The 20,273-nt window shown below is 34.2% G+C and carries 17 protein-coding genes; 8 read left to right on the top strand and 9 right to left on the bottom strand.

The annotated features are described in order from the left end of the window. Position 1 precedes the first annotated feature (1 nt). The 7 genes from leuC to ilvD all read right to left on the bottom strand — a co-directional run bounded on the left by leuC (position 2) and on the right by ilvD (position 9,117). Positions 2 to 1,372, bottom strand: coding sequence for a 3-isopropylmalate dehydratase large subunit (gene leuC, locus ACM591_RS05485; RefSeq protein ID WP_029378903.1), 1,371 nt, complete (start codon positions 1,370 to 1,372; stop codon positions 2 to 4). Positions 1,373 to 1,390: 18 nt separating this feature from the next. Further along, complete coding sequence (gene leuB, locus ACM591_RS05490) at positions 1,391 to 2,431, bottom strand: 3-isopropylmalate dehydrogenase (RefSeq protein ID WP_326026912.1); 1,041 nt, start codon at positions 2,429 to 2,431, stop codon at positions 1,391 to 1,393. Continuing rightward, positions 2,428 to 3,963 (bottom strand): 2-isopropylmalate synthase, encoded by a 1,536-nt coding sequence (locus tag ACM591_RS05495; RefSeq protein ID WP_029378905.1) that lies wholly within the window; start codon positions 3,961 to 3,963, stop codon positions 2,428 to 2,430. Before ACM591_RS05495 ends, leuB begins: the two co-directional genes overlap by 4 nt. Before the next feature lie 140 nt (positions 3,964 to 4,103). Further along, positions 4,104 to 5,108, bottom strand: a complete 1,005-nt coding sequence (gene ilvC, locus ACM591_RS05500) for a ketol-acid reductoisomerase (RefSeq protein ID WP_326026910.1) — start codon at positions 5,106 to 5,108, stop codon at positions 4,104 to 4,106. Between the two features lie 47 nt (positions 5,109 to 5,155). After that, the gene (gene ilvN / locus ACM591_RS05505) at positions 5,156 to 5,629 is read right to left on the bottom strand and encodes an acetolactate synthase small subunit (protein ID WP_029378907.1); all 474 of its coding nucleotides are present in this window, start codon (positions 5,627 to 5,629) and stop codon (positions 5,156 to 5,158) included. Further along, positions 5,626 to 7,416 (bottom strand): biosynthetic-type acetolactate synthase large subunit, encoded by a 1,791-nt coding sequence (gene ilvB / locus ACM591_RS05510; RefSeq protein ID WP_029378908.1) that lies wholly within the window; start codon positions 7,414 to 7,416, stop codon positions 5,626 to 5,628. The genes ilvN and ilvB overlap by 4 nt, the downstream gene beginning before the upstream one ends. A 12-nt stretch (positions 7,417 to 7,428) precedes the next feature. After that, positions 7,429 to 9,117, bottom strand: coding sequence for a dihydroxy-acid dehydratase (gene ilvD, locus ACM591_RS05515; RefSeq protein WP_029378909.1), 1,689 nt, complete (start codon positions 9,115 to 9,117; stop codon positions 7,429 to 7,431). 1,205 nt (positions 9,118 to 10,322) lie between these two features. Here ilvD and tsaE point away from each other — a divergent pair. The 5 genes from tsaE to ACM591_RS05540 all read left to right on the top strand — a co-directional run bounded on the left by tsaE (position 10,323) and on the right by ACM591_RS05540 (position 13,573). Beyond that, the gene (tsaE, locus tag ACM591_RS05520; protein ID WP_029378910.1) at positions 10,323 to 10,784 is read left to right on the top strand and encodes a tRNA (adenosine(37)-N6)-threonylcarbamoyltransferase complex ATPase subunit type 1 TsaE; all 462 of its coding nucleotides are present in this window, start codon (positions 10,323 to 10,325) and stop codon (positions 10,782 to 10,784) included. Further along, entirely contained in the window at positions 10,765 to 11,427 is a 663-nt protein-coding gene (tsaB, locus tag ACM591_RS05525) for a tRNA (adenosine(37)-N6)-threonylcarbamoyltransferase complex dimerization subunit type 1 TsaB (RefSeq protein WP_029378911.1), read from the top strand. Before tsaE ends, tsaB begins: the two co-directional genes overlap by 20 nt. After that, positions 11,400 to 11,864: a ribosomal protein S18-alanine N-acetyltransferase gene (gene rimI / locus ACM591_RS05530; RefSeq protein WP_029378912.1), complete on the top strand. Its 465-nt coding sequence runs from the start codon at positions 11,400 to 11,402 to the stop codon at positions 11,862 to 11,864. Before tsaB ends, rimI begins: the two co-directional genes overlap by 28 nt. Further along, positions 11,857 to 12,879: a tRNA (adenosine(37)-N6)-threonylcarbamoyltransferase complex transferase subunit TsaD gene (gene tsaD, locus ACM591_RS05535; protein WP_029378913.1), complete on the top strand. Its 1,023-nt coding sequence runs from the start codon at positions 11,857 to 11,859 to the stop codon at positions 12,877 to 12,879. The genes rimI and tsaD overlap by 8 nt, the downstream gene beginning before the upstream one ends. Positions 12,880 to 13,150: 271 nt before the next feature. Continuing rightward, on the top strand, positions 13,151 to 13,573 hold the full coding sequence (locus tag ACM591_RS05540; protein ID WP_029378914.1) for a VOC family protein: 423 nt from the start codon (positions 13,151 to 13,153) through the stop codon (positions 13,571 to 13,573). Positions 13,574 to 13,705: 132 nt separating this feature from the next. Here ACM591_RS05540 and ACM591_RS05545 read toward each other — a convergent pair whose 3' ends face one another. Both ACM591_RS05545 and ACM591_RS05550 read right to left on the bottom strand, forming a co-directional pair. Beyond that, positions 13,706 to 15,307 (bottom strand): MutS-related protein, encoded by a 1,602-nt coding sequence (locus tag ACM591_RS05545; RefSeq protein WP_326026909.1) that lies wholly within the window; start codon positions 15,305 to 15,307, stop codon positions 13,706 to 13,708. Between the two features lie 366 nt (positions 15,308 to 15,673). Then, positions 15,674 to 17,602, bottom strand: coding sequence for an ABC-F family ATP-binding cassette domain-containing protein (locus ACM591_RS05550; protein ID WP_029378917.1), 1,929 nt, complete (start codon positions 17,600 to 17,602; stop codon positions 15,674 to 15,676). Positions 17,603 to 17,753: 151 nt separating this feature from the next. Between ACM591_RS05550 and ACM591_RS05555 the strand changes: the two genes are divergently transcribed. The 3 genes from ACM591_RS05555 to ACM591_RS05565 all read left to right on the top strand — a co-directional run bounded on the left by ACM591_RS05555 (position 17,754) and on the right by ACM591_RS05565 (position 19,946). Next, entirely contained in the window at positions 17,754 to 18,395 is a 642-nt protein-coding gene (locus ACM591_RS05555; protein ID WP_029378918.1) for a redox-sensing transcriptional repressor Rex, read from the top strand. Between the two features lie 216 nt (positions 18,396 to 18,611). Next, positions 18,612 to 19,700 carry a YeeE/YedE family protein gene (locus ACM591_RS05560; RefSeq protein ID WP_217972609.1) on the top strand — a complete coding sequence of 363 codons (1,089 nt, stop codon included), beginning with the start codon at positions 18,612 to 18,614 and terminating at the stop codon, positions 19,698 to 19,700. 21 nt (positions 19,701 to 19,721) lie between these two features. Next, entirely contained in the window at positions 19,722 to 19,946 is a 225-nt protein-coding gene (locus tag ACM591_RS05565) for a sulfurtransferase TusA family protein (RefSeq protein WP_042362355.1), read from the top strand. Positions 19,947 to 20,273: the final 327 nt, after the last annotated feature.

A 20,273-nucleotide genomic window follows, 5' to 3' on the forward strand; every position in this document is an offset into this window, starting at 1 on the left:
ATTAAACAACCACCTTTCTTACATCTACAAATTTCCCGTTAATTGCTGCAGCAGCTGCCATAGCAGGGGAAACTAGGTGTGTTCGTGCACCTTTACCTTGGCGACCTTCAAAGTTTCGGTTACTAGTTGATGCACAATGTACGCCGTCAGGTACTTGGTCAGGGTTCATACCTAGACACATTGAACAACCAGGTTCACGCCAATCAAATCCTGCTTCTTTGAAAATTTTATCAAGACCTAATTTTTCTGCTTCAATTTTTACAGTACGTGATCCTGGAACGACAATTGCTGTAATATTTGGATGCACTTTATTTCCTTTTACGATATGACTAGCTTCAACCAAGTCAGAAAGACGAGCATTTGTACATGAACCTAAGAATACATAACCTAGATTAATATCTTCAGCTTTTTGACCAGGTTCAAGACCCATATAATTATAAGCGCGCTCATCATTAACATCTTTTATTTCTGGGAAAGGTGTATGGAAACCAACTCCCATTTCTGGGCTTGTCCCCCATGTTACTTGAGGTTCTAAATCAGATACATCCATTTCAATGACTCTATCAAATTCAGCGTCTTCATCTGTATAAAGTTCACGCCATGAATCAACATCATATTCAAAGTTAGTAGAATATGGGCGACCTTTAACATAATCAAATGTAGTTTCGTCAGGGGCCATCATACCGTATTTTGCACCAGCTTCAATAGCCATGTTACAAATAGTCATTCGTGCTTCCATCGATAAGTTTTGAATTGTATCACCAGAAAATTCCAATGCGTATCCCGTACCAAAATCAACACCATATTGGTTAATTAGATATAGAATGATATCTTTTGCGTAAACACCAGTAGGCAATTGACCAGTGACTTCAATTTTTAGATTCTTAGGTTTGGTTTGCCAGAGCGATTGAGTAGCAAAAACATGTTCCACTTCACTTGTACCAATTCCGAAAGCAATTGCACCAAACGCACCATGTGTTGCAGTATGTGAATCTCCACATACTATAGTTTTTCCTGGTTGTGTTAAACCTGTTTCAGGTCCAACCATGTGGACAATACCTTGTTCGTCTGACCCCATATCAAAAATATGAACACCAAAATCCTTGGCATTATTTTGCAAAGTCGTAATTTGTTTATTTGCAATTTCATCTTTAATATTAAAAATATCTACAGTCGGCACATTATGGTCAAGTGTCGCATAAGTTAAGTCCGGTCTACGTAGTGGTCTATTATTAATTCTTAATCCCTCAAAAGCTTGAGGAGATGTGACTTCATGTATAAGATGCAAATCTATATATAATAACTGTGGGTCACCCTCTTTACCAGTTAAGACATGTTTGTTCCAAACTTTGTCAAATAGTGTTTTACCCATATGACATCTCCTCCTTTTTTAAAGATTTTCTTTGACGTAATTAAAAATATCAGATGTATTATAATCACCGTTGAGGTCTCGTGTTGTTTTACCTTCTTTTATTAATTGATAAATAATTGCTTCTAATTTATCAGCTGCTTTATTTTGGTTTAAACTTTCTCTAAGGCACATCACAACAGATAGTAGCATACCAAATGGATTTGCAATATTTTGATTAGCAATATCTGGTGCAGAGCCATGTATAGGTTCATAAAGTCTAGGTCCATGTTCACTGAAACTTGCAGAAGGTGATAGACCTAGAGAACCTGGAATAACAGACGCCTCATCACTTAAAATATCACCGAATAGATTTTCAGTAACAATGACATCGAATTGTGATGGATTAGTGATTAAGTGCATAGCACAAGCATCAACAAGTAAATGGTTCACTTCCACTTCAGGATACTCAACTGCAACGTCGTTGATCACTTGACGCCACAATTTACTTGATGATAATACATTTTCTTTATCTACTGAAGTTAATTTTTTATGGCGCTTTTGAGCTAATTCAAAAGCAACTCTCGCAATTCTTTCAATTTCACTTCTAGTATAGTTTAATGAGTCTAATGCGTCGTTATCGTTTAATTGTTTTGGTTCACCGAAGTAGATACCACCAGTTAACTCTCTTACTAAAATGAAATCTGTACCTGCAACACGTTCTTCTTTAATAGGGGATAAATGACTAGTGCCATTTGTAACTGTAGTAGGGCGGATATTTGCAAACAGACCTAAAGCTTTACGTATACCTAATAGACCTTGTTCTGGTCTATTATTAGGATCTGTCCAATTAGGTCCCCCCACAGCACCTAATAGAATTGCGTCTGCATTCTTACAAGCACTTAATGTTGATTCTGGAAGAGGTTCACCGTGGTTATCAATAGCAATTCCACCAAAATCATGTGTTTCTAAATCATAATCAAAATTAAAAGATTTACTTAGTTGTTGTAATACTTCTAATGAACCATTCAATATTTCCGGTCCAATTCCATCTCCTGGAAGGGCTACAATCTTATGGCTCATGAGTGAATACCTTCTTTCTCATGAGTATTTGCAACATATTTAGCATGTGCTTCAACATATGATTTACAAGAAGCTAATAAGATATCATGGTCAATACCAACACCAGTAACAATTTGATCATCTATCTTAATTTGTACATGTACTTCTGCTTGAGCGTCTGTACCTTCAGTTACGGAATCTATGCGATACTCGATAAGTTCTGTCTTACGATCAAAAATACGATCAACAGCGTTGTATACGGAAACAATTGATCCTGTACCAATACTTGAATCTTGATAGGTATTACCATCTTTATCTTTAATGACAACAACAGCGCTTTGTAGTCCATTGGATACAAATTGTAACTGTAGAGTTTCTACTTTATAAATAGCATTTTGTTCATGTTCTGTGCCTTGAACCAGTGCATGAATATCACGATCTGTGACTGATTTTTTCTTATCTGCAATTGTTTTAAATTGTTTAAATAAAGTTTTTTGATCTTCTGGCTCTACATCGTAACCTAAAGCTGTTAGTTTTTCTGCAAAGGCATGTTTGCCTGATAGTTTACCAAGAGGTAGTTCAGTTGTTTTTACACCAACTAGTTGTGGCGTCATAATTTCATATGTTTCTGGGTTTTTCAGGACGCCATCTTGATGAATACCAGATTCATGACTGAATGCATTTTGTCCAACAATGGCCTTATTTCTAGGGACTCGAATACCCGCAAATCTTGCAATTAAATCTGAAGTTTGTTTGGTTTCTTCTAGGTTGATTTTTGTCTGATTATTGTAATGATCTTGTCGAACGTAAAGGCCGAGAGCAACTTCCTCGAGAGCTGTATTACCTGCACGTTCCCCAATACCATTTAATGTACCTTCGATGCGTTTCGCACCATTTTCAATTGCTGCCATACTATTGGCTACAGCAAGTCCAAGGTCATCATGACAATGCGCACTATAAATTACTTCATGATCCGTTGTTATTGATTCTTGCAGTGTTTTGAAAATTTGGCCATATTCTTTAGGATAACTGAATCCTACAGTATCAGGTATATTGATAACACTGGCTCCGGCATCTACAGCTGTTTGAACACATTCGATTAAGAAAGAAGGTTCTGTTCTTGTAGCATCTTCAGGTGAAAATTGAACGACATCAAAGTATTGTTTCGCATAAGATACGTGTTCTTTGATTGAAGCTAATACTTCTTCTTTAGACATCATTAATTTTGAATCTCGGTGAATAGGACTAGTTGCTATAAAAACGTGAATTCTCGGTTTTGCAGCTTCTTTTGTAGCTTCATATACAGCATCTATATCTTTCTTTACACAACGTGCTAATCCACAAACTGCAGTTGTAGTTAGTGCTTTAGATATTGCTTCAACAGATTTGAAACTACCAGTACTTGATGCAGGAAAACCAGCTTCTATGATATCGACGCCCCATTTTTCTAATTGTTTTGCTATCTTCAGTCTTTCATCGAATGAAAAGTTTACTCCAGGTGTTTGTTCACCGTCTCTAAGTGTTGTATCAAAAATTTGAATATGGCTACTCATTTTCAACATCTCCTATAACTAAATTTTAGACACAATTATTAAGTCGTAAGTATTAAAGAATCTCAAAGAGGGGACAAACTATTATTTGATTATACCTAATGAGATTCTTCTTACTACGAGTTAACAAATTCAGTGTCTATTTATTTTTCAATACTTTTAGATTTAATGAATGGCATCATTTCACGAAGCTCTTTACCAACTGCTTCGATTTGATGTCCATGTTGTTCTTCACGTAGTTTATGGAATTCTTCAAAGTTATTTTCGTTATCTTTAATAAAGCGATCGCTGAAGTTTCCTTTTTGAATATCTTCAAGTACAGCTTTCATATTGTCTTTTACATCTGGCGTAATAACACGTGGACCAGAAACATAGTCGCCAAACTCTGCTGTATTTGAAATTGAATAACGCATGTTTTCCATTCCACCTTCATACATTAAATCAACGATAAGTTTCATTTCATGTAACACTTCGAAGTAAGCAATTTCAGGTTGATAACCCGCTTCTACTAATGTTTCAAAACCAGATTGAATTAATTTAGTAGTACCACCACATAAAACTGCTTGTTCACCAAATAAATCAGTTTCAGTTTCTTCTTTAAATGAAGTTTCTAATACACCAGCACGTGTTGCGCCGATACCTTTTGCATAACTTAATGCTAAATCAGAAGCCTCGCCACTAGCATCTTGTTCAACGGCGAATAGGGCAGGGACTGCGCTACCTTCAGCGAATGTACGACGTACTAAATGTCCTGGTCCTTTAGGTGCAACTAAGAATACATCAACATCTTCTGGTGGTTGGATAACATTAAAATGAATATTAAATCCATGAGCGAATACTAATGCATTATTAGGTTCTAAATTAGGTGCGATTTCTTCTTTATATACTTGTCCTTGGATTTCATCTGGTAAAAGTACCATGATAACATCAGCTTGTTTTGCTGCTTCATTTACAGGATATACTTCGAAGCCGTCATCTTTTGCTTTATCAAAAGAACGTCCATGTCTAATACCGATAATTACGTCATAACCGTTGTCTTTTAAATTTTGAGCGTGGGCGTGTCCTTGAGATCCATAGCCTAAGACTGCTACTTTTTTACCTTGTAAAGCGTCTTTCGTTACTGATTGGTCATAATAAACTGTTGTCATAATAAAATCCTCCATGTTTTTTTAATTTAGTTATTGTTGTTTTAAAACTATACTAAAGCTGCTGAACCGGTTCTTGAAACTTGTTCAATTTGATATGATGATAGATCATCTAATAAATTATCCATCGTATATTGTGGACCTGAAGCTTGAATATAGGTATACTCATCCTCATTTTTCAATATAGAGACTAGCGCATCATAAGGTTTGATTACTTTTTGTAAGTCTTGTTGATTTATTGGTTTTTTTAATTTCACCAATACCAATTCTCTATTGTAAGTATTGGTTTCAGTAATATCTTCTACGTCTATGATGTTAATTTGCTTTTCTAGTTGTTGTAATAAATTACGTAATACGTCTGTATCTGGTACTTCTGCTACAAATGTTATATCAGATATGCCATCTTCTAATGTAGGTGTTGCAGAGAGAGTAACAATATTAAATTGTCTACGAACGAAAATACTTGTTAATCTATTTAATGTACCAGCCTTATCTCTTACCTTAGTTCTAAATGTCCTTCTCATAATAGTCCCTCCATCTCATGGTTGGCTTTACCACTTGGTACCATAGGAGTTACTGGTTCGATTGGTGAAATACGAACGTCGATTAGTGCTGGTCCATCATGTTGGAAAGCCGCATCAATTTGTTGTTCTAATTGTGCTGGGTCATCAACGATATATCCTTTGACATTATATGCTTCAGCGATTTTTAAAAAGTCTGGTTGACCATTAAACACTGAATGTGAGAAACGCTTGTTGAAAAACTTATCTTGCCATTGTTTAACCATACCTAGCGTACCGTTATTAACAATTACAATTTTTATATCAAGATTGTATTCTTCTAAAATAGCCATTTCTTGGTTTGTCATTTGGAAACCACCATCGCCTACAAAGCAAACAACTGTTTTATCAGGTTCTGCAAGTTTTGCTCCAATAGCAGCAGGGATACCAAATCCCATTGTTCCTAAACCACCACTTGTTACAAGTTGTCCGTGGTCTTTGAATGGGTAGTACTGAGCAACCCACATTTGATGTTGTCCCACATCAGTTGTTACAATCGCATCTCCATTTGTGATTTCGCCTATATACTCAATTGTGCGTTGTGGTTTGGAGAAAACACCTTGCTCATCTTCTTGATAGGCAAAGGGTTGATTCACTTTGTTCTCTTTACAACTTTCTAACCATGCTTCGTGTTTAATTGAGTAGCTGTCAAAATTTAATAGTGCCTCTAATGTAGCTTTACAATCTGCTACAATGCCCAAATCTACTTTGATTATTTTATTAATTTCTGATGGATCGATATCTATATGAACAATTTTGGCGTTTGGAGCAAATTCATCTGGATTACTAGCTAAACGATCATCAAAACGACTACCAAAGTTGATGAGTAAATCACATTCAGTTAATGCCATATTACTTGCATATGATCCATGCATACCTCCCATACCTAGGAAATAGGGGTTCTCATATGGTATTGCACCAAGCCCTAGTAATGTACTAACTACTGGTAATTGATGTCTATTTATGAATTCAGTAAATACATCATTTGCTTTTGCATGGTTGATACCTGCACCAGAAAGAACAACGGGTTTTTTAGAACTTTTTAAATAGTCACGAAGCTTTTGTATATCTTCCTTGGCTGGTTGGTTTGCTACTGTATAACCTGGTAATTCTATTTTGTTGGTGATTTGAGCGTTAGTTGATAAAATCCCCATGTCTTTAGGAAAATCAATAACCACGGGGCCTTTTCGACCACTATTAGCGATATAAAATGCTTCATGGATTATTTTAGGAATATCATTAACATTTTTTACTTGGTAGTTATGTTTTGTTATTGGTGTTGTCATAGAAAGTAAATCTGCTTCTTGGAAGGCATCTTTACCTATGCCTGGTGTTGCTACTTGTCCAGTGATTACTACCAAAGGTAATGAATCACTATAAGCATCAGCGATACCAGTGATGGCATTGGTTGCTCCTGGACCACTTGTTACAACAACTACACCAGTATTGCCTGATACACGTGCGTAACCTTCTGCTGCATGAGTAGCACCTTGTTCATGTCTTGCAAGAATATGCTTGATTTTATCTTCATAAAAAGTGTCATATAGTGGAAGCACCGCGCCACCAGGATAACCAAATATAAAATCTACTTTTTCATTTACAAGAGATTCAACGAGCAATTCTGAACCAGATTTCATTTCATCTATTGTTTCTTGCTCTAATTCAACTTCAGGTTCAACAGTTTCAGCGGCCTCTAAATAATTTAAATTTTCTGACATTTCTTGTTCAAGCGTTTCAGTTTGTCTAGACATAGTGCTCACTCCTTAAATTAGATTTTCTGGTACTTGCATGATGCCACCTGTATTAGCGCTTGTTACTAAAGCAGTGTAACGTGCAAGATAACCTGTTTTTACTTTTGCTTTAAATGGTTTTAAATCTTGTTTTCTAGCTTCTAATGTTTCAGTTGATACTTCAACGTCTAAGGTTCTATTTGTTAAATCAATTGTAATTTCATCACCATCATTGATAAGTGCAATAGGGCCACCTGAAGCTGCTTCTGGAGATACATGACCTACTGCGATACCGCGTGTTGCACCTGAGAAACGACCATCTGTGATTAAAGCTACATCTTTACCTAATCCTCTACCTACAATTGAGGAAGTAGGAGCTAACATTTCTGGCATTCCAGGACCGCCTTTAGGACCTTCGTATCTAATAACGACTACATGACCTTCACGAACAATATGATTATCAATTGCTTCAACTGCTTCATCGTGTGAATTAAAACAAATCGCTTTACCTTTAAATACTTTGATAGATGGGTCAACGCCACCAACTTTTATAACTGCACCTTTTGGCGCTATGTTACCGTATAAAATGGATAAGCCACCTTGTTTATCATAAGGGTTATCAAGATGCCTAATGACATCACTGTTTAAGATTGCCTTGTCTTCATTATTTTCTCGTAATGTTTTACCTGTAGCTGTTATTCTGTCTGGATGAAGTGTACCTTCTTTTTTGAACAATTCATTGATGATTGCCGGAACGCCACCAGCTTCGTGTACATCATGCATTGAATATGAAGAGCTAGGTGCAATTTTTGAAAGATAAGGTGTCTTCTTGGCAATTTCATTGATTCGTGTTAAATCATAGTCAATACCCGCTTCATTAGCGATAGCAAGTGTGTGTAATACAGTATTTGTTGAACCACCCATCGCCATGTCTAATGCGAATGCGTCATCAATTGCTTCTCGTGTTACGATATCTTTTGGTTTTAAATCGTTTTTAATGTTATCTACTAATTTAAATGCTGCTTCTCTAATCATTTCTCTACGTTGGTCACTTACTGCTAATGCTGTACCATTGTATGGTAGGGAAAGGCCTAATACTTCCATTAAACAGTTCATTGAATTGGCTGTGAACATTCCAGAACATGAACCACAAGTAGGGCATGCATTTTGTTCCATATCTAAGAATTCTTCTTTTGAAATTGAACCATCTTTAAAAGCACCCACCGCTTCAAACATAGATGATAAGGTTAAGGCTTTACCTTCAGAAGATAATCCTGCTTTCATCGGTCCACCTGAGCAAAAGATTGCTGGGACGTTCGTTCTTACTGCTGCTAATAACATACCAGGTGTTATTTTATCGCAGTTTGGAATGTAAAATACGCCATCAAACCAGTGTGCATTAATTACAGTTTCTGCAGCGTCTGCGATGATTTCTCTAGAGGGTAGGGAATATCTCATTCCAATATGGCCCATTGCGATACCATCATCTACGCCGATTGTGTCAAATTCAAAGGGAATTGCGCCTGCTTCACGAATTGCTTCTTTGGCAATATCTGCTAATTCTCTTAGATGTACATGTCCTGGGACAATATCGATATACGAATTACAAATTGCCACGAAGGGCTTGTTCATATCTGTTGGTTTTTCTAATGCACCAGTAGCATGCAAAAGACTTCTTGCTGGAGCTTGCTGATCTCCTTTTTTGATCATATCGCTTCTCATATCTAATTCCCCCATAAAATTGAAAATAAAAAAGCGTCCCAATAAATAATTGGGACGCTTTTAAGTCCCATTCAACTAGAATAAGGACTTAAACGTTTAGTAGTTTCTTTACTAAAGTTCCAGTCCTATGAGCATAATAAAATGACTAAAATATTTGAAGTTGTCGGTTGATATTGCATTGTATGTTTGGTCATTTTATTATACTCCTCTCGATAGAATGGTTTATTTGTTTGATTTGTTTGAAATATCTAAAAATTTGATAAATTAAATTTACTACATCATATTGGCGATGTCAACAACTTTTTGCAATTTTCTATCAATTCAAACTATTCTAATTTAGTAAGAACTTGTTTCACTTTGAAGTAATATTGGAAAAAATTTGTTAAACTATAATAGTTAATTTTATGTAGATAAAAAGTTATTAGAATATAGACGCAAGATTTTTGTTTGAGCTTTGTAAACTTTATTGTAAAACAGTGACGGCTAATGAAAAAGCGACACTAATCCAAATAAAATTGGAAGTGTATAGAGGAACGCCTTAGCTTAAAGCCAAAGCATAAGCGACACTAATCCAAATAAAATTGGAAGTGTATAGAGGAACGCCTTAGCTTAAAGCCAAAGCATAAGCGACACTAATCCAAATAAAATTGGAAGTGTATAGAGGAACGCCTTAGCTTAAAGCAAATGCATAAGCGACACTAATTCAAATAAATTAGGAAGTGTATAGAGGAACGCCTTAGCTTAAAGCAAATGCATAAGCGACACAAATCCAAATAAAATTGGAAGTGTATAGAGGGACGCCTTAGCTTAAAGCAAATGCATAAGCGACACAAATCCAAATAAATTAGGAAGTGTATAGAGGAACGCCTTAGCTTAAAGCAAATGCATAAGCGACACAAATCCAAATAAAATTGGAAGTGTATAGAGGAACGCCTTAGCTTAAAGCAAATGCATAAGCGTCACAAATCCAAGTAAATTTGGAAGTGTATAGAGGAACGCCTTAGCTTAAAGCAAATGCATAAGCGACACTAATTCAAATAAATTTGGAAGTGTATAGAGGAACGCCTTAGCTTAAAGCAAATGCATAAGCGACACTAATTCAAATAAAATTGGAAGTGTATAGAGGAACGCCTTAGCTTAAAGCAAATGCATAAGCGACACTAATCCAAATAAATTAGGAAGTGTCGCTAAAAAAGGAGAGGACAATGATAAAAATTAATAATATCAATGACATGTCGCATTTTGGTGAGGTGTTAACAAAATATCTAACTGCTGGTGATTTAATTTTACTAAATGGAGACTTAGGTGCTGGTAAGACAACTTTAAGTCAATTTATCGGAAAATCTTTAGGTGTAAAACGGAATATCAATTCTCCAACGTTTAATATTATAAAGTCATATCAAGGTACAGGTGTAAAATTACATCATATGGATTGTTATAGATTAGAAGACTCAGAAGAAGATTTAGGGTTTGAAGAATATTTTGAAGATGACGCCGTAATTCTGATTGAATGGAGTCAATTTATAGCAGAATTTTTACCTGATTATTATTTATCTATTAATATTAAAACGGAAAATACAACTGAGCGTACGATAACTTTAGATGCTCAAGGTGAGCATTATCTTAGAATTAAGGAGGATGTTGAACGTGAACTATCTGCTAATTGATACATCCAATCAGCCATTATCCGTAGCTATAGCACAAGATAATAAAGTGTTAAACGAGATAAATACTAACGAGAGAACGAACCATTCGGTACAATTGATGCCAGCTATTTCCAAAGTGATTACTGATAGTCAATTAGCAAAGAAAGATATAGATGCCATTGTTGTCGCAGAAGGACCAGGTTCGTATACTGGTCTGAGAATTGGAGTTACTGTAGCGAAAACATTAGCCTATGCTTTAAATGCTGAACTATATGGTGTATCTTCACTGAAAGCACTTGCTGCAACAGCAACTGAAGAAACAGGTTTAATTGTGCCTATATTTGATGCGCGCCGTGAAGCTGTTTATGCCGGTGTTTATAAAAATGAAAATGGACAACTAAAGCAAATTATTGAAGATCAATATATTACAATTAAGAGCCTGCTAGATTTATTACACGAATTAGCTGAACCATATAAATTTATTGGGACAGATAGCGAAAAGTTAGAGTCGTTATTAGATAATCCTTGTATTCCAAATTTACCACAAGCCAAGTACATGCAATCACTCATAGATCAACCAACTGATGTACATCAATTTACACCAAACTATATTAAAGTATCTGAGGCTGAAAGAAATTGGTTAAACCAACAGAACAAGAGTTAAATATTCGGTTAATGGATTTTGGAGATGTCCCTCAAGTATTTGATATTGAAAGAAATAGTTTTAATGATAGTAGTTGGTCAATTGATGCGTTTTATCATGAAATAGAAAAAAATGAATTCGCACATTATTTTATTATAGAATTTAATGAAAAAATAATTGGCTATATAGGTGTTTGGATTGTGATAGATCAAGCACAAATAACTACGGTTGCTATTGATGAATCATATAGAGGCTATGGACTTGGACAATTATTACTCAAGTATGCAATGAGTTATGTCCAAACTAAATGCGAAGTAATGAGTTTAGAAGTACGGGTGGATAATGAGATTGCGCAACATGTTTATACAAATTTAGGCTTTCAATATGGTGGTAAGCGAAAAAATTATTATGGTGAAGGTGAGGATGCAATAGTTATGTGGGTGAATTTAAATGAATGAAACAATAATATTAGCAATTGAATCTAGTTGTGATGAAACAAGTGTCAGTGTTATTAAAAACGGAACAGATATACTAAGTAATATCGTTCTAAGTCAGATTGAAAGCCATAAAAGGTTTGGCGGTGTCGTACCAGAAGTAGCGAGTAGACATCATGTTGAAGGTATCACAACTACTATTGATGAAGCATTGAATACTGCTGATGTAACAATGATGCAGGTTGATGCAGTAGCAGTCACGCAAGGTCCTGGCTTGATAGGGGCTTTGTTAGTCGGTATAAATGCTGCGAAAGCATTAGCATTTGCATATGATAAACCGTTAATTCCAGTACATCATATAGCTGGTCATATATATGCGAATCATTTAGAAAAACCACTCCAGTTTCCAGTCATGTCATTAATCGTTTCAGGTGGACATACAGAATTAATTTATATGAAGGATCATTTGAACTTTGAGGTTATTGGTGAAACTAGGGATGATGCTGTTGGTGAAGCATATGATAAGGTAGCTAGAACCATTGGACTTAGTTATCCAGGTGGACCACAAGTTGATAAATTAGCTGCTCAGGGTCAAGATAGCTATGATTTTCCAAGAGTATGGCTAGACAAAGATAGTTATGATTTTAGCTTTAGTGGATTAAAAAGTGCGGTTATAAACAAACTTCATAACATTCGACAAAAAGGTGAGGAAATTAACAAAGCGAATGTCGCGACAAGTTTCCAAAATAGTGTCGTTGAAGTATTAGTTGGCAAATCTATATCAGCATGTGAAGCATACAGTGTAAACCAACTTATAGTTGCAGGTGGTGTAGCGAGTAATAAAGGTTTAAGGTCTGCCTTATCAGAAGCCTGTGAAAGTCACAATATTACACTCTCAATACCAAGCCCTAAATTATGCACAGATAATGCTGCTATGATTGGTGCAGCGGCCCACTATTTATATAATGCAGGTGTTACAGCAGATATGACATTGAATGGTGTTAATAGTTTAGATATTGAAGCATTTACAGTTAAATAATTAGTGGAAATTACTATGTTAATGTAGGTAGTTACTTTCAAAAAGTCCTAGATATAAATAAATGTCTTGGACTTTTTTGTGTTTAATAGACTTATGGATGTTGGATAAATTGACTACTGTTCTTTAAGTTTTTAACTATTAAAGGTTGTAGTGAAAAAATTAAAAATTCTCCACTTTATAACAACAGAATATGGGTATAAGTAATTTATAGACATTTAAATAATTGATTTAATACGTGTTGATGTTTAACACCACAAGGAGGAAGTTAATTATGAAAGCAGTTCAATATTTTAATTTTCAAAATAGTTTGGCCGCATTAAATTTTTATGAAGAACATTTTGGTGCAACGGATATACAACGTGTAGGTGGGGACCATGAAATGTTCGCAAATATGCCGGAAGAATATCAAGTGGACGCAGATTTTACAATGAACGCCTCATTTAATATACTTGGTGAAACATTCTATTGTAGTGACACGTGGAAGAATAAGAAAATAGATAATAGTGGTGCGATTGTTACCTTCACATTTGATGGTTCGAATGAAGCGGAAAAGGAAAAGGCAAAAGCATTTTTTGATAAAGCAGTAGCAGCGGGCTGTGAAGTGACGATGCCATTAGGTAAAACTGAATGGTCAGATTTTTATGGTATGTTTAATGATCCATTTGGTGTTACGTGGATGGTTAATGCTGAATAAAGCATGAATTTATGGGCGGATTTTATTAAAAATTATGTTTGATTTATACAGATAGAGAGGATGGAATAAATATCCATCCTCTCTATTTGTAGTTATAAGCAATAATAAATGAAGCGAAAAAACAATTTTTGATTAAGTATTACGGTTTGCTGATGACTTTGCACGATTATAAATTTTCTTCGGAAATGACATAATTCTAAGTAATTCTATCGCATTTCGGGTATCAGCTTTACCTTGCTTAATCTTGAAGTCAAATGAAATGTTATCCTCAGTTATAGACTCATTAAAATGATAATTTGAATACACATTGCCTAGTAAAGAAGAGAGCTCAATGTCATGCGTAGCGGCAATGACAGTATAGCCTTCAAGTTGATCGAGATAACTTAGGACAGACTCTGATGCAGCAATACGCTCTGTGGTATTCGTACCTTTAAAAATTTCATCAATAAAGCAATACACTTTGTTAGTTGTTGTGATATCAAATAGACGTTTAATAGATTTGATTTCAGTCATGAAATAACTATCACCTGTTAAGATATCATCTTGGTTGACCATTGAGGTATAAACCATACCAGGCTTATACTCAAATTCTTTAGCTGTAGCAGTGTTAATGGTTTGTGATAATACGATGTTGAGCGCAACAGCTTTCATAAATGTGGACTTACCTGATGCGTTTGAACCAGTTAGTAAAATATGATTGTCTATCGCTAAATCGTTTGGAACTGCACCATTAATCAATGGATGTGTTAACTGTTTAAAATGAATAACATCCTTTTCTGTAACTTGAGGAACTATATAATGATCTAAAGTTTCTCTCCACAAAGCTACAGCATAATGATTATCAATATTAGCGATGTATTCATAGCACGCCATTACTTCATCTTCATACTTTTTAAAACTGTTTTGAATTAAATGAAATAGATGATAATCCATCATAAAGATTAATTTGAATAATAATGAAAACACAGATGTTTCATCGTTTGAGTTCACACGACCTAGCAAGCCACTAAATTTGCGGGCTATAACAAAATGTTTAAAGTCAATATCTAGATTAGGTGCGAGTTCGAGTTGTTGGATGGCATACGCTTTTTTGATAACGGTTGACGTGTAGAACATTGAATTTAAATCTTGTTCATAGGACTTTTTTAAAAATCCACTTAACATCATATTAAAAATTGCAGAAACAATAGTTAAACTAATGCCAATGCTAGGAATGAAAATGGATAGCATTATAAAAATTAATGGTAAGTATGTACAAATAATAAAAAAATTATTGCGTTTAATCGATGAGATTTGATCAGGAAAAGTAGGATAGATTGCTTTTCCAATTTGCGCTAAATACAATGATATTTTATTCCTAAAATCTAAGTTAGTTGTAATATTCGAAAGAAGTTGAGCGTCTGTTACTTTGAACATATTTTTTAAAGTTGCAAAAAGCCTCATTTCGCCAATAGCTGTAAAATTAAAATTCATATTATGAAATACGCTATCAAGATTTAAATCTGACCACGTTTTTTCGTCTATCAAGGTTGCGCTGTTAAATTTATGTTTATATGTATCAAATTGGTAAATATAAGTATGATTCGGTCTAATGAAATTCTCTAATGGGCGTTTATTATCCCATAATGGTTTGATATCGTGCATAAGTTTTTTGTTGGCAACAATGGGTGAGATAATCATTAATGCAGTACCCAAAAAAAGAAAAGCTATAAAGAACCAAAAAATTGCTGGCATAGTGTATTACTCCCTTTATTAATATGTAAGTGGCTATGTGATAATTATGACATTATAGCCAAAATTTAACAAACAGAGATAGTGCCTTATTTAAGAAGGAATAAATTGATGTCAATAGAGAACATGCGTACTTATCAACAAATAGTGTACAAGGTGTGGATAAGTTTGGGTAAAGTGTGTGGATATAAACCGTTATCTGAATTTTATGCGCAAAAAAAGATTACTTTTTACTTGTGGATAACTAGGAAAACTTTGTGGATAGCCTTTGTTATAGGATGGAGGTTGTGAATATTTATTGTGTATTTCAGGGGATGAAAAAGAGCTAAAGTAGACTTTTCTACTTTAGCTCTTGAATTGAATTAGTGTTTATATTAATTTTTCTTGTAATTCTGCCCATTCAGCCATGACTTGTTCTAGTTTTTGTTCGATTTCTGATTTTGAAACCGCTAAGGAGTTTGCTTTTTCAGGATCTGAGTATACGTCTGGCAAGGTAAGCTGATGATTAATATCATTTATTTCTTCTTCGAAGGTTTCAATATTTAGTTCACATGTTTCAATTTGACGTTCTATTTGACGTTGCTCACGCTTTTGTTGTTTTTGATCACTATACGAGTCGTTTTGTTTAATAACTGTATCATTTACTGTTGGATTTTCTAATTCTTCTTTTGCTTTTAATGCTGCACTTTCTTCAGTTTTATCAATATAATATTGATAATTTCCTAAATACATTGTGCCTCCATCGAGATCTAAATCGTAAACTTTATTAGCTAATTCATTAATAAAATAACGATCATGAGATACAAACAAAATGGTACCTTTAAAGTTCGCTAAAGCTTGTTCTAACATTTCTTTTGAATCTATATCTAAATGGTTTGTAGGCTCATCTAAAATGAGTACATTGTTTCGCTCGAGCATTAATAAGGCAAGCTGTAAACGAGCTTTCTCACCACCCGATAAATCATTAATTATTTTTTTAACATCGTCTTGTACAAACAGAAAACGCCCTAAAACAGCCCGAATGTCTTTTTCATTCATAGTAGGGTATTGGTCCCATAAGTAATCAAGTATTGTTTTGTTTGATTTGAATTCGGCTTGTTTTTGATCATAATAACCAATTTTTAAGTTGGCACCGGTAGTAATTGTCCCGTTTAATGGCTTTTGTATGTCGGCGATAGTTTTTATTAAAGTAGATTTTCCAATGCCATTAGGGCCGATAATTGCAATATGATCTCCTTTTGTTACTTCAAAAGTAATTCCTTTAGTAATCGGAGACTCATAGCCAATTTCTAAATTTTTTATATGAAAGACATCATTACCAGTATTACGATCAAATTCAAATTGAATGTTGGCACTTTTAGCATCAATCATAGGTTTATTAATGCGTTCTATTTTTTCCAACATTTTCCTACGGCTCTTAGCCATACCAGTAGTTGAAGCACGGGCAATATTTTTATCGACAAATGTCTCTAATCTCTTAATTTGAGCTTGTTGATTTTCATATTCTTGCATACGTTTTTCATAATATTTATCTCTTTGATCAATAAATTGGGCATAATTGCCTACATAATGTTGGACATCACCGAGTGCAACGTCGTAAATTTGAGTGACAATTTTATCTAAGAAGTATCTATCATGACTGATAATTACGATGGCGCCTTTAAAGTAATTTAAATAACTTTCTAACCATTGGGTTGTTTCCATGTCTAAATGGTTAGTAGGTTCATCCAAAAGTAATAAATCAGGCTCGCTTAATAACATTTGTGCCAAAGATAATCTTGTTTTTTGACCACCGCTAAAGTCATTGATAGGCCTGTCGAAATCCGCTTCACTAAAATTCAGTCCATGTAAGACTGTTTTAATTTTACTTTCATATTGATAGCCATCTTGTTGTTCAAATTGATTGGATAATGATTCATAGCGATCGATATGAGTTTTATAAGTTTCAGAATCGTATTCATCAGCATGTTGTGCTAACCAATCTGTTTCCAATTTCATTTCTTGTTCTAATTTTTTCATTGCCTCAAACGGCTTAGACATTTCTTCAAATACAGTCTGATCTGTATTTAATGTCATTTGCTGTGTTAAATAACCAAGTTTTAAATTTTTACTTTTAGAAATATGACCGCTATCATAATCTTCAACACCAGCAATGATTTTCATTAATGTTGATTTTCCGGCGCCATTACGACCTACAATACCAATGCGTTCACCAGTTTTTACTTCAAAATCTACATTATTAAAAATATCTTCTCCGTCGAATGATTTTGTTAAATCATTGAGTTGTAATAATATCATCTGATTTTGCACCTCTCTATTCAATATCATTCTACAGTATTCAGTGTGTTGTTAAAACTATCATTGTTTATTTTTATTATTCAGTCATGTATAATGTTGTAGTGATTATAAGATTAATGAATAACAGATAATGAAATAGGGGGATAAGATCTTGGCTAATCAAAGCGAAAAGATTCCTCGTGCCACATTGAAACGTTTACCGTTATATTATAGATTCGTCAATACATTAAAATCTAAAGGCATTGATAGAGTTAATTCTAAATCCATCAGCGAAGGATTAAATATTGATTCCGCAACAATTCGAAGAGATTTTTCTTATTTTGGCGAGTTAGGCAAGAAAGGCTATGGCTATAATATTGATAGCTTATTACATTTTTTTAAAAATGAAATTAGCGAAAACGACGAGATTAAAATTGCAATTGTAGGCGTAGGGAATTTAGGTAAAGCATTATTAACATATAACTTTTCAATACATGATGAAATGACTATAACTGAAGCATTCGATATTCGTGAAGAAATTATTGGGACACAAATAGGTAAAGTGACAGTTAGTCCATTTGATAAAATAAAGGAAATATTATCGCAAGAAGATATAGATGTAGTGATACTGACTACGCCTGAGGAAGCGGCTCAAAACGTAGCCGATGTATTAGTGGAGTCAGGTGTTAAAGGAATACTTAACTTTACACCAAGTCGTGTACTAACACCATCAGACGTTCAAGTTCATCATATTGATTTAGGTATTGAATTACAATCTTTATTATTCTTTATGAAAAATTATAGTAATAAATAAGAAATGTTTAGTTAGTTTTTTATAGATACAGTAATACATTCCATGTATTGTGTTTATAAAAAACTATTTTTTTATGGATGTTTAATTTGAATTTCAAAAATACGACTACTATTAATTTAGCAGAAAGTTAAAAATTTATGAGTTGCAAGGTTGAAATTTTATACGATTTCTAATATTATTAATCTTATTGATTTTATCGGGAAAGAGGTTATTAATATGACTTGGTTAATAATCAGCGGCATTATTGTGGGAAGTCTTTTAGGCTTTGTTATGCAAAGAACACGGTTTTGTTTAGCTGGTGGATTTAGAGACATGTATATTCAAAAGAGTAACAAAATGTTTTATGCATTACTTATAGCAATTACAGTTCAAAGTATAGGATTGCTCATTTTAACTTCAACTGGTTTAGTACAAATACCTGATTCAACTTATCCAGTTATTGGGACGGTAATAGGTTCGTTTATATTTGGTTTAGGTATTATATTAGCTGGTGGATGTGCAACTGGTACTTGGTATAGAGCAGGAGAAGGTTTAATTGGTAGTTGGATGGCACTCATTGCCTATGCATTTACTTCGGCAGCTACGAAATATGGTTTGTTATTACCATTAATGGATGGTGTAAACAAACCTACAAATGTTAATACGAGTATGTCACAAACTACAGGGATACCGACATGGATTTGGGTAACATTGCTTACAGTTATTACAGTGTTTTTTGTAGTCAAAACATTACGCAAACCAAAACCTAAATTTGCTGTTCCTAAATTAAAGCAGAAATTTACAGGTGTACGTCATTATTTATTTGAAAAGAAATACCATCCTTTTGTGGCTGCAATAGCAGTAGGACTCATCGCGTTAATTGCATGGCCTGTAAGTGAATCGACAGGAAGAATGTATGGGCTAGGTATTACTACTCCATCTGCCAATCTAGTACAGTTTTTCGTTACTGGTGATTTGAAATTACTAGATTGGGGTGTATTCTTAGTACTTGGGATATTCCTAGGTTCTTATTTGGCGGCTAAAGGTGCAAGAGAGTTTAAATGGAGATTGCCAGATAAAAAAACCATCCGAAACAGTGTTATTGGTGGCGTATTTATGGGATTCGGCGCTTCAGTGGCAGGTGGTTGTTCAATAGGTAATGGACTAGTAGAGACAGCAACGATGTCATGGAAAGGTTGGATTGCACTCGCTTCAATGATCTTAGGGGCTTGGACAATGAGTTATTTTGTATTTATAAGACCTATGAAAAAAGCGCAGAAGCAAACTTCTAATGAGAATGTAACGTCACAAACGCAAACAATATAATTAATATAGGAGGCACAAATTATGGTACACGAGTTAGGTACAGTTGGAATGGTTTGTCCATTCCCTTTAATAGAAGCACAAAAGAAAATGAATACTTTAGATAATGGTGATGAATTAAAAATAGATTTTGATTGTACTCAAGCAACTGAAGCATTACCAAATTGGGCAGCTGAGCAAGGCTATCCAGTTACAAATTATGAGCAGTTAGATGACGCATCATGGACAATCACAATTCAAAAAGTTTAATCAGTTACTATAAATAGCTAACGTTGAGGTAAGAAATGCGCTTCACTTAGTTAATTAGTCAATATAATAATTAAATTAAAAAAGGTCGAATTCATAGCTATGCTTTGAGTTCGACCTTTTTAGTATTTATGATTAAGACGTAACTATTAATTATTATTGGAAAAATACTCAATAAATAAAAAAGATTCAAAGTTATTAGTAGTAAGAGGTAACATTAAAGCAATGAGTAAAAATAAATTTAATAGATTTACCTTTATAGATACAAGAAATAATTAATATCATTAGAGGGAGAAGAGTTAAAAAATGGCTGATTAACTACCATTTTTA

Origin of the sequence: Staphylococcus sp. Ze2 (assembly GCF_048568365.1) — a bacterium.
GTDB lineage: Bacteria > Bacillota > Bacilli > Staphylococcales > Staphylococcaceae > Staphylococcus > Staphylococcus xylosus.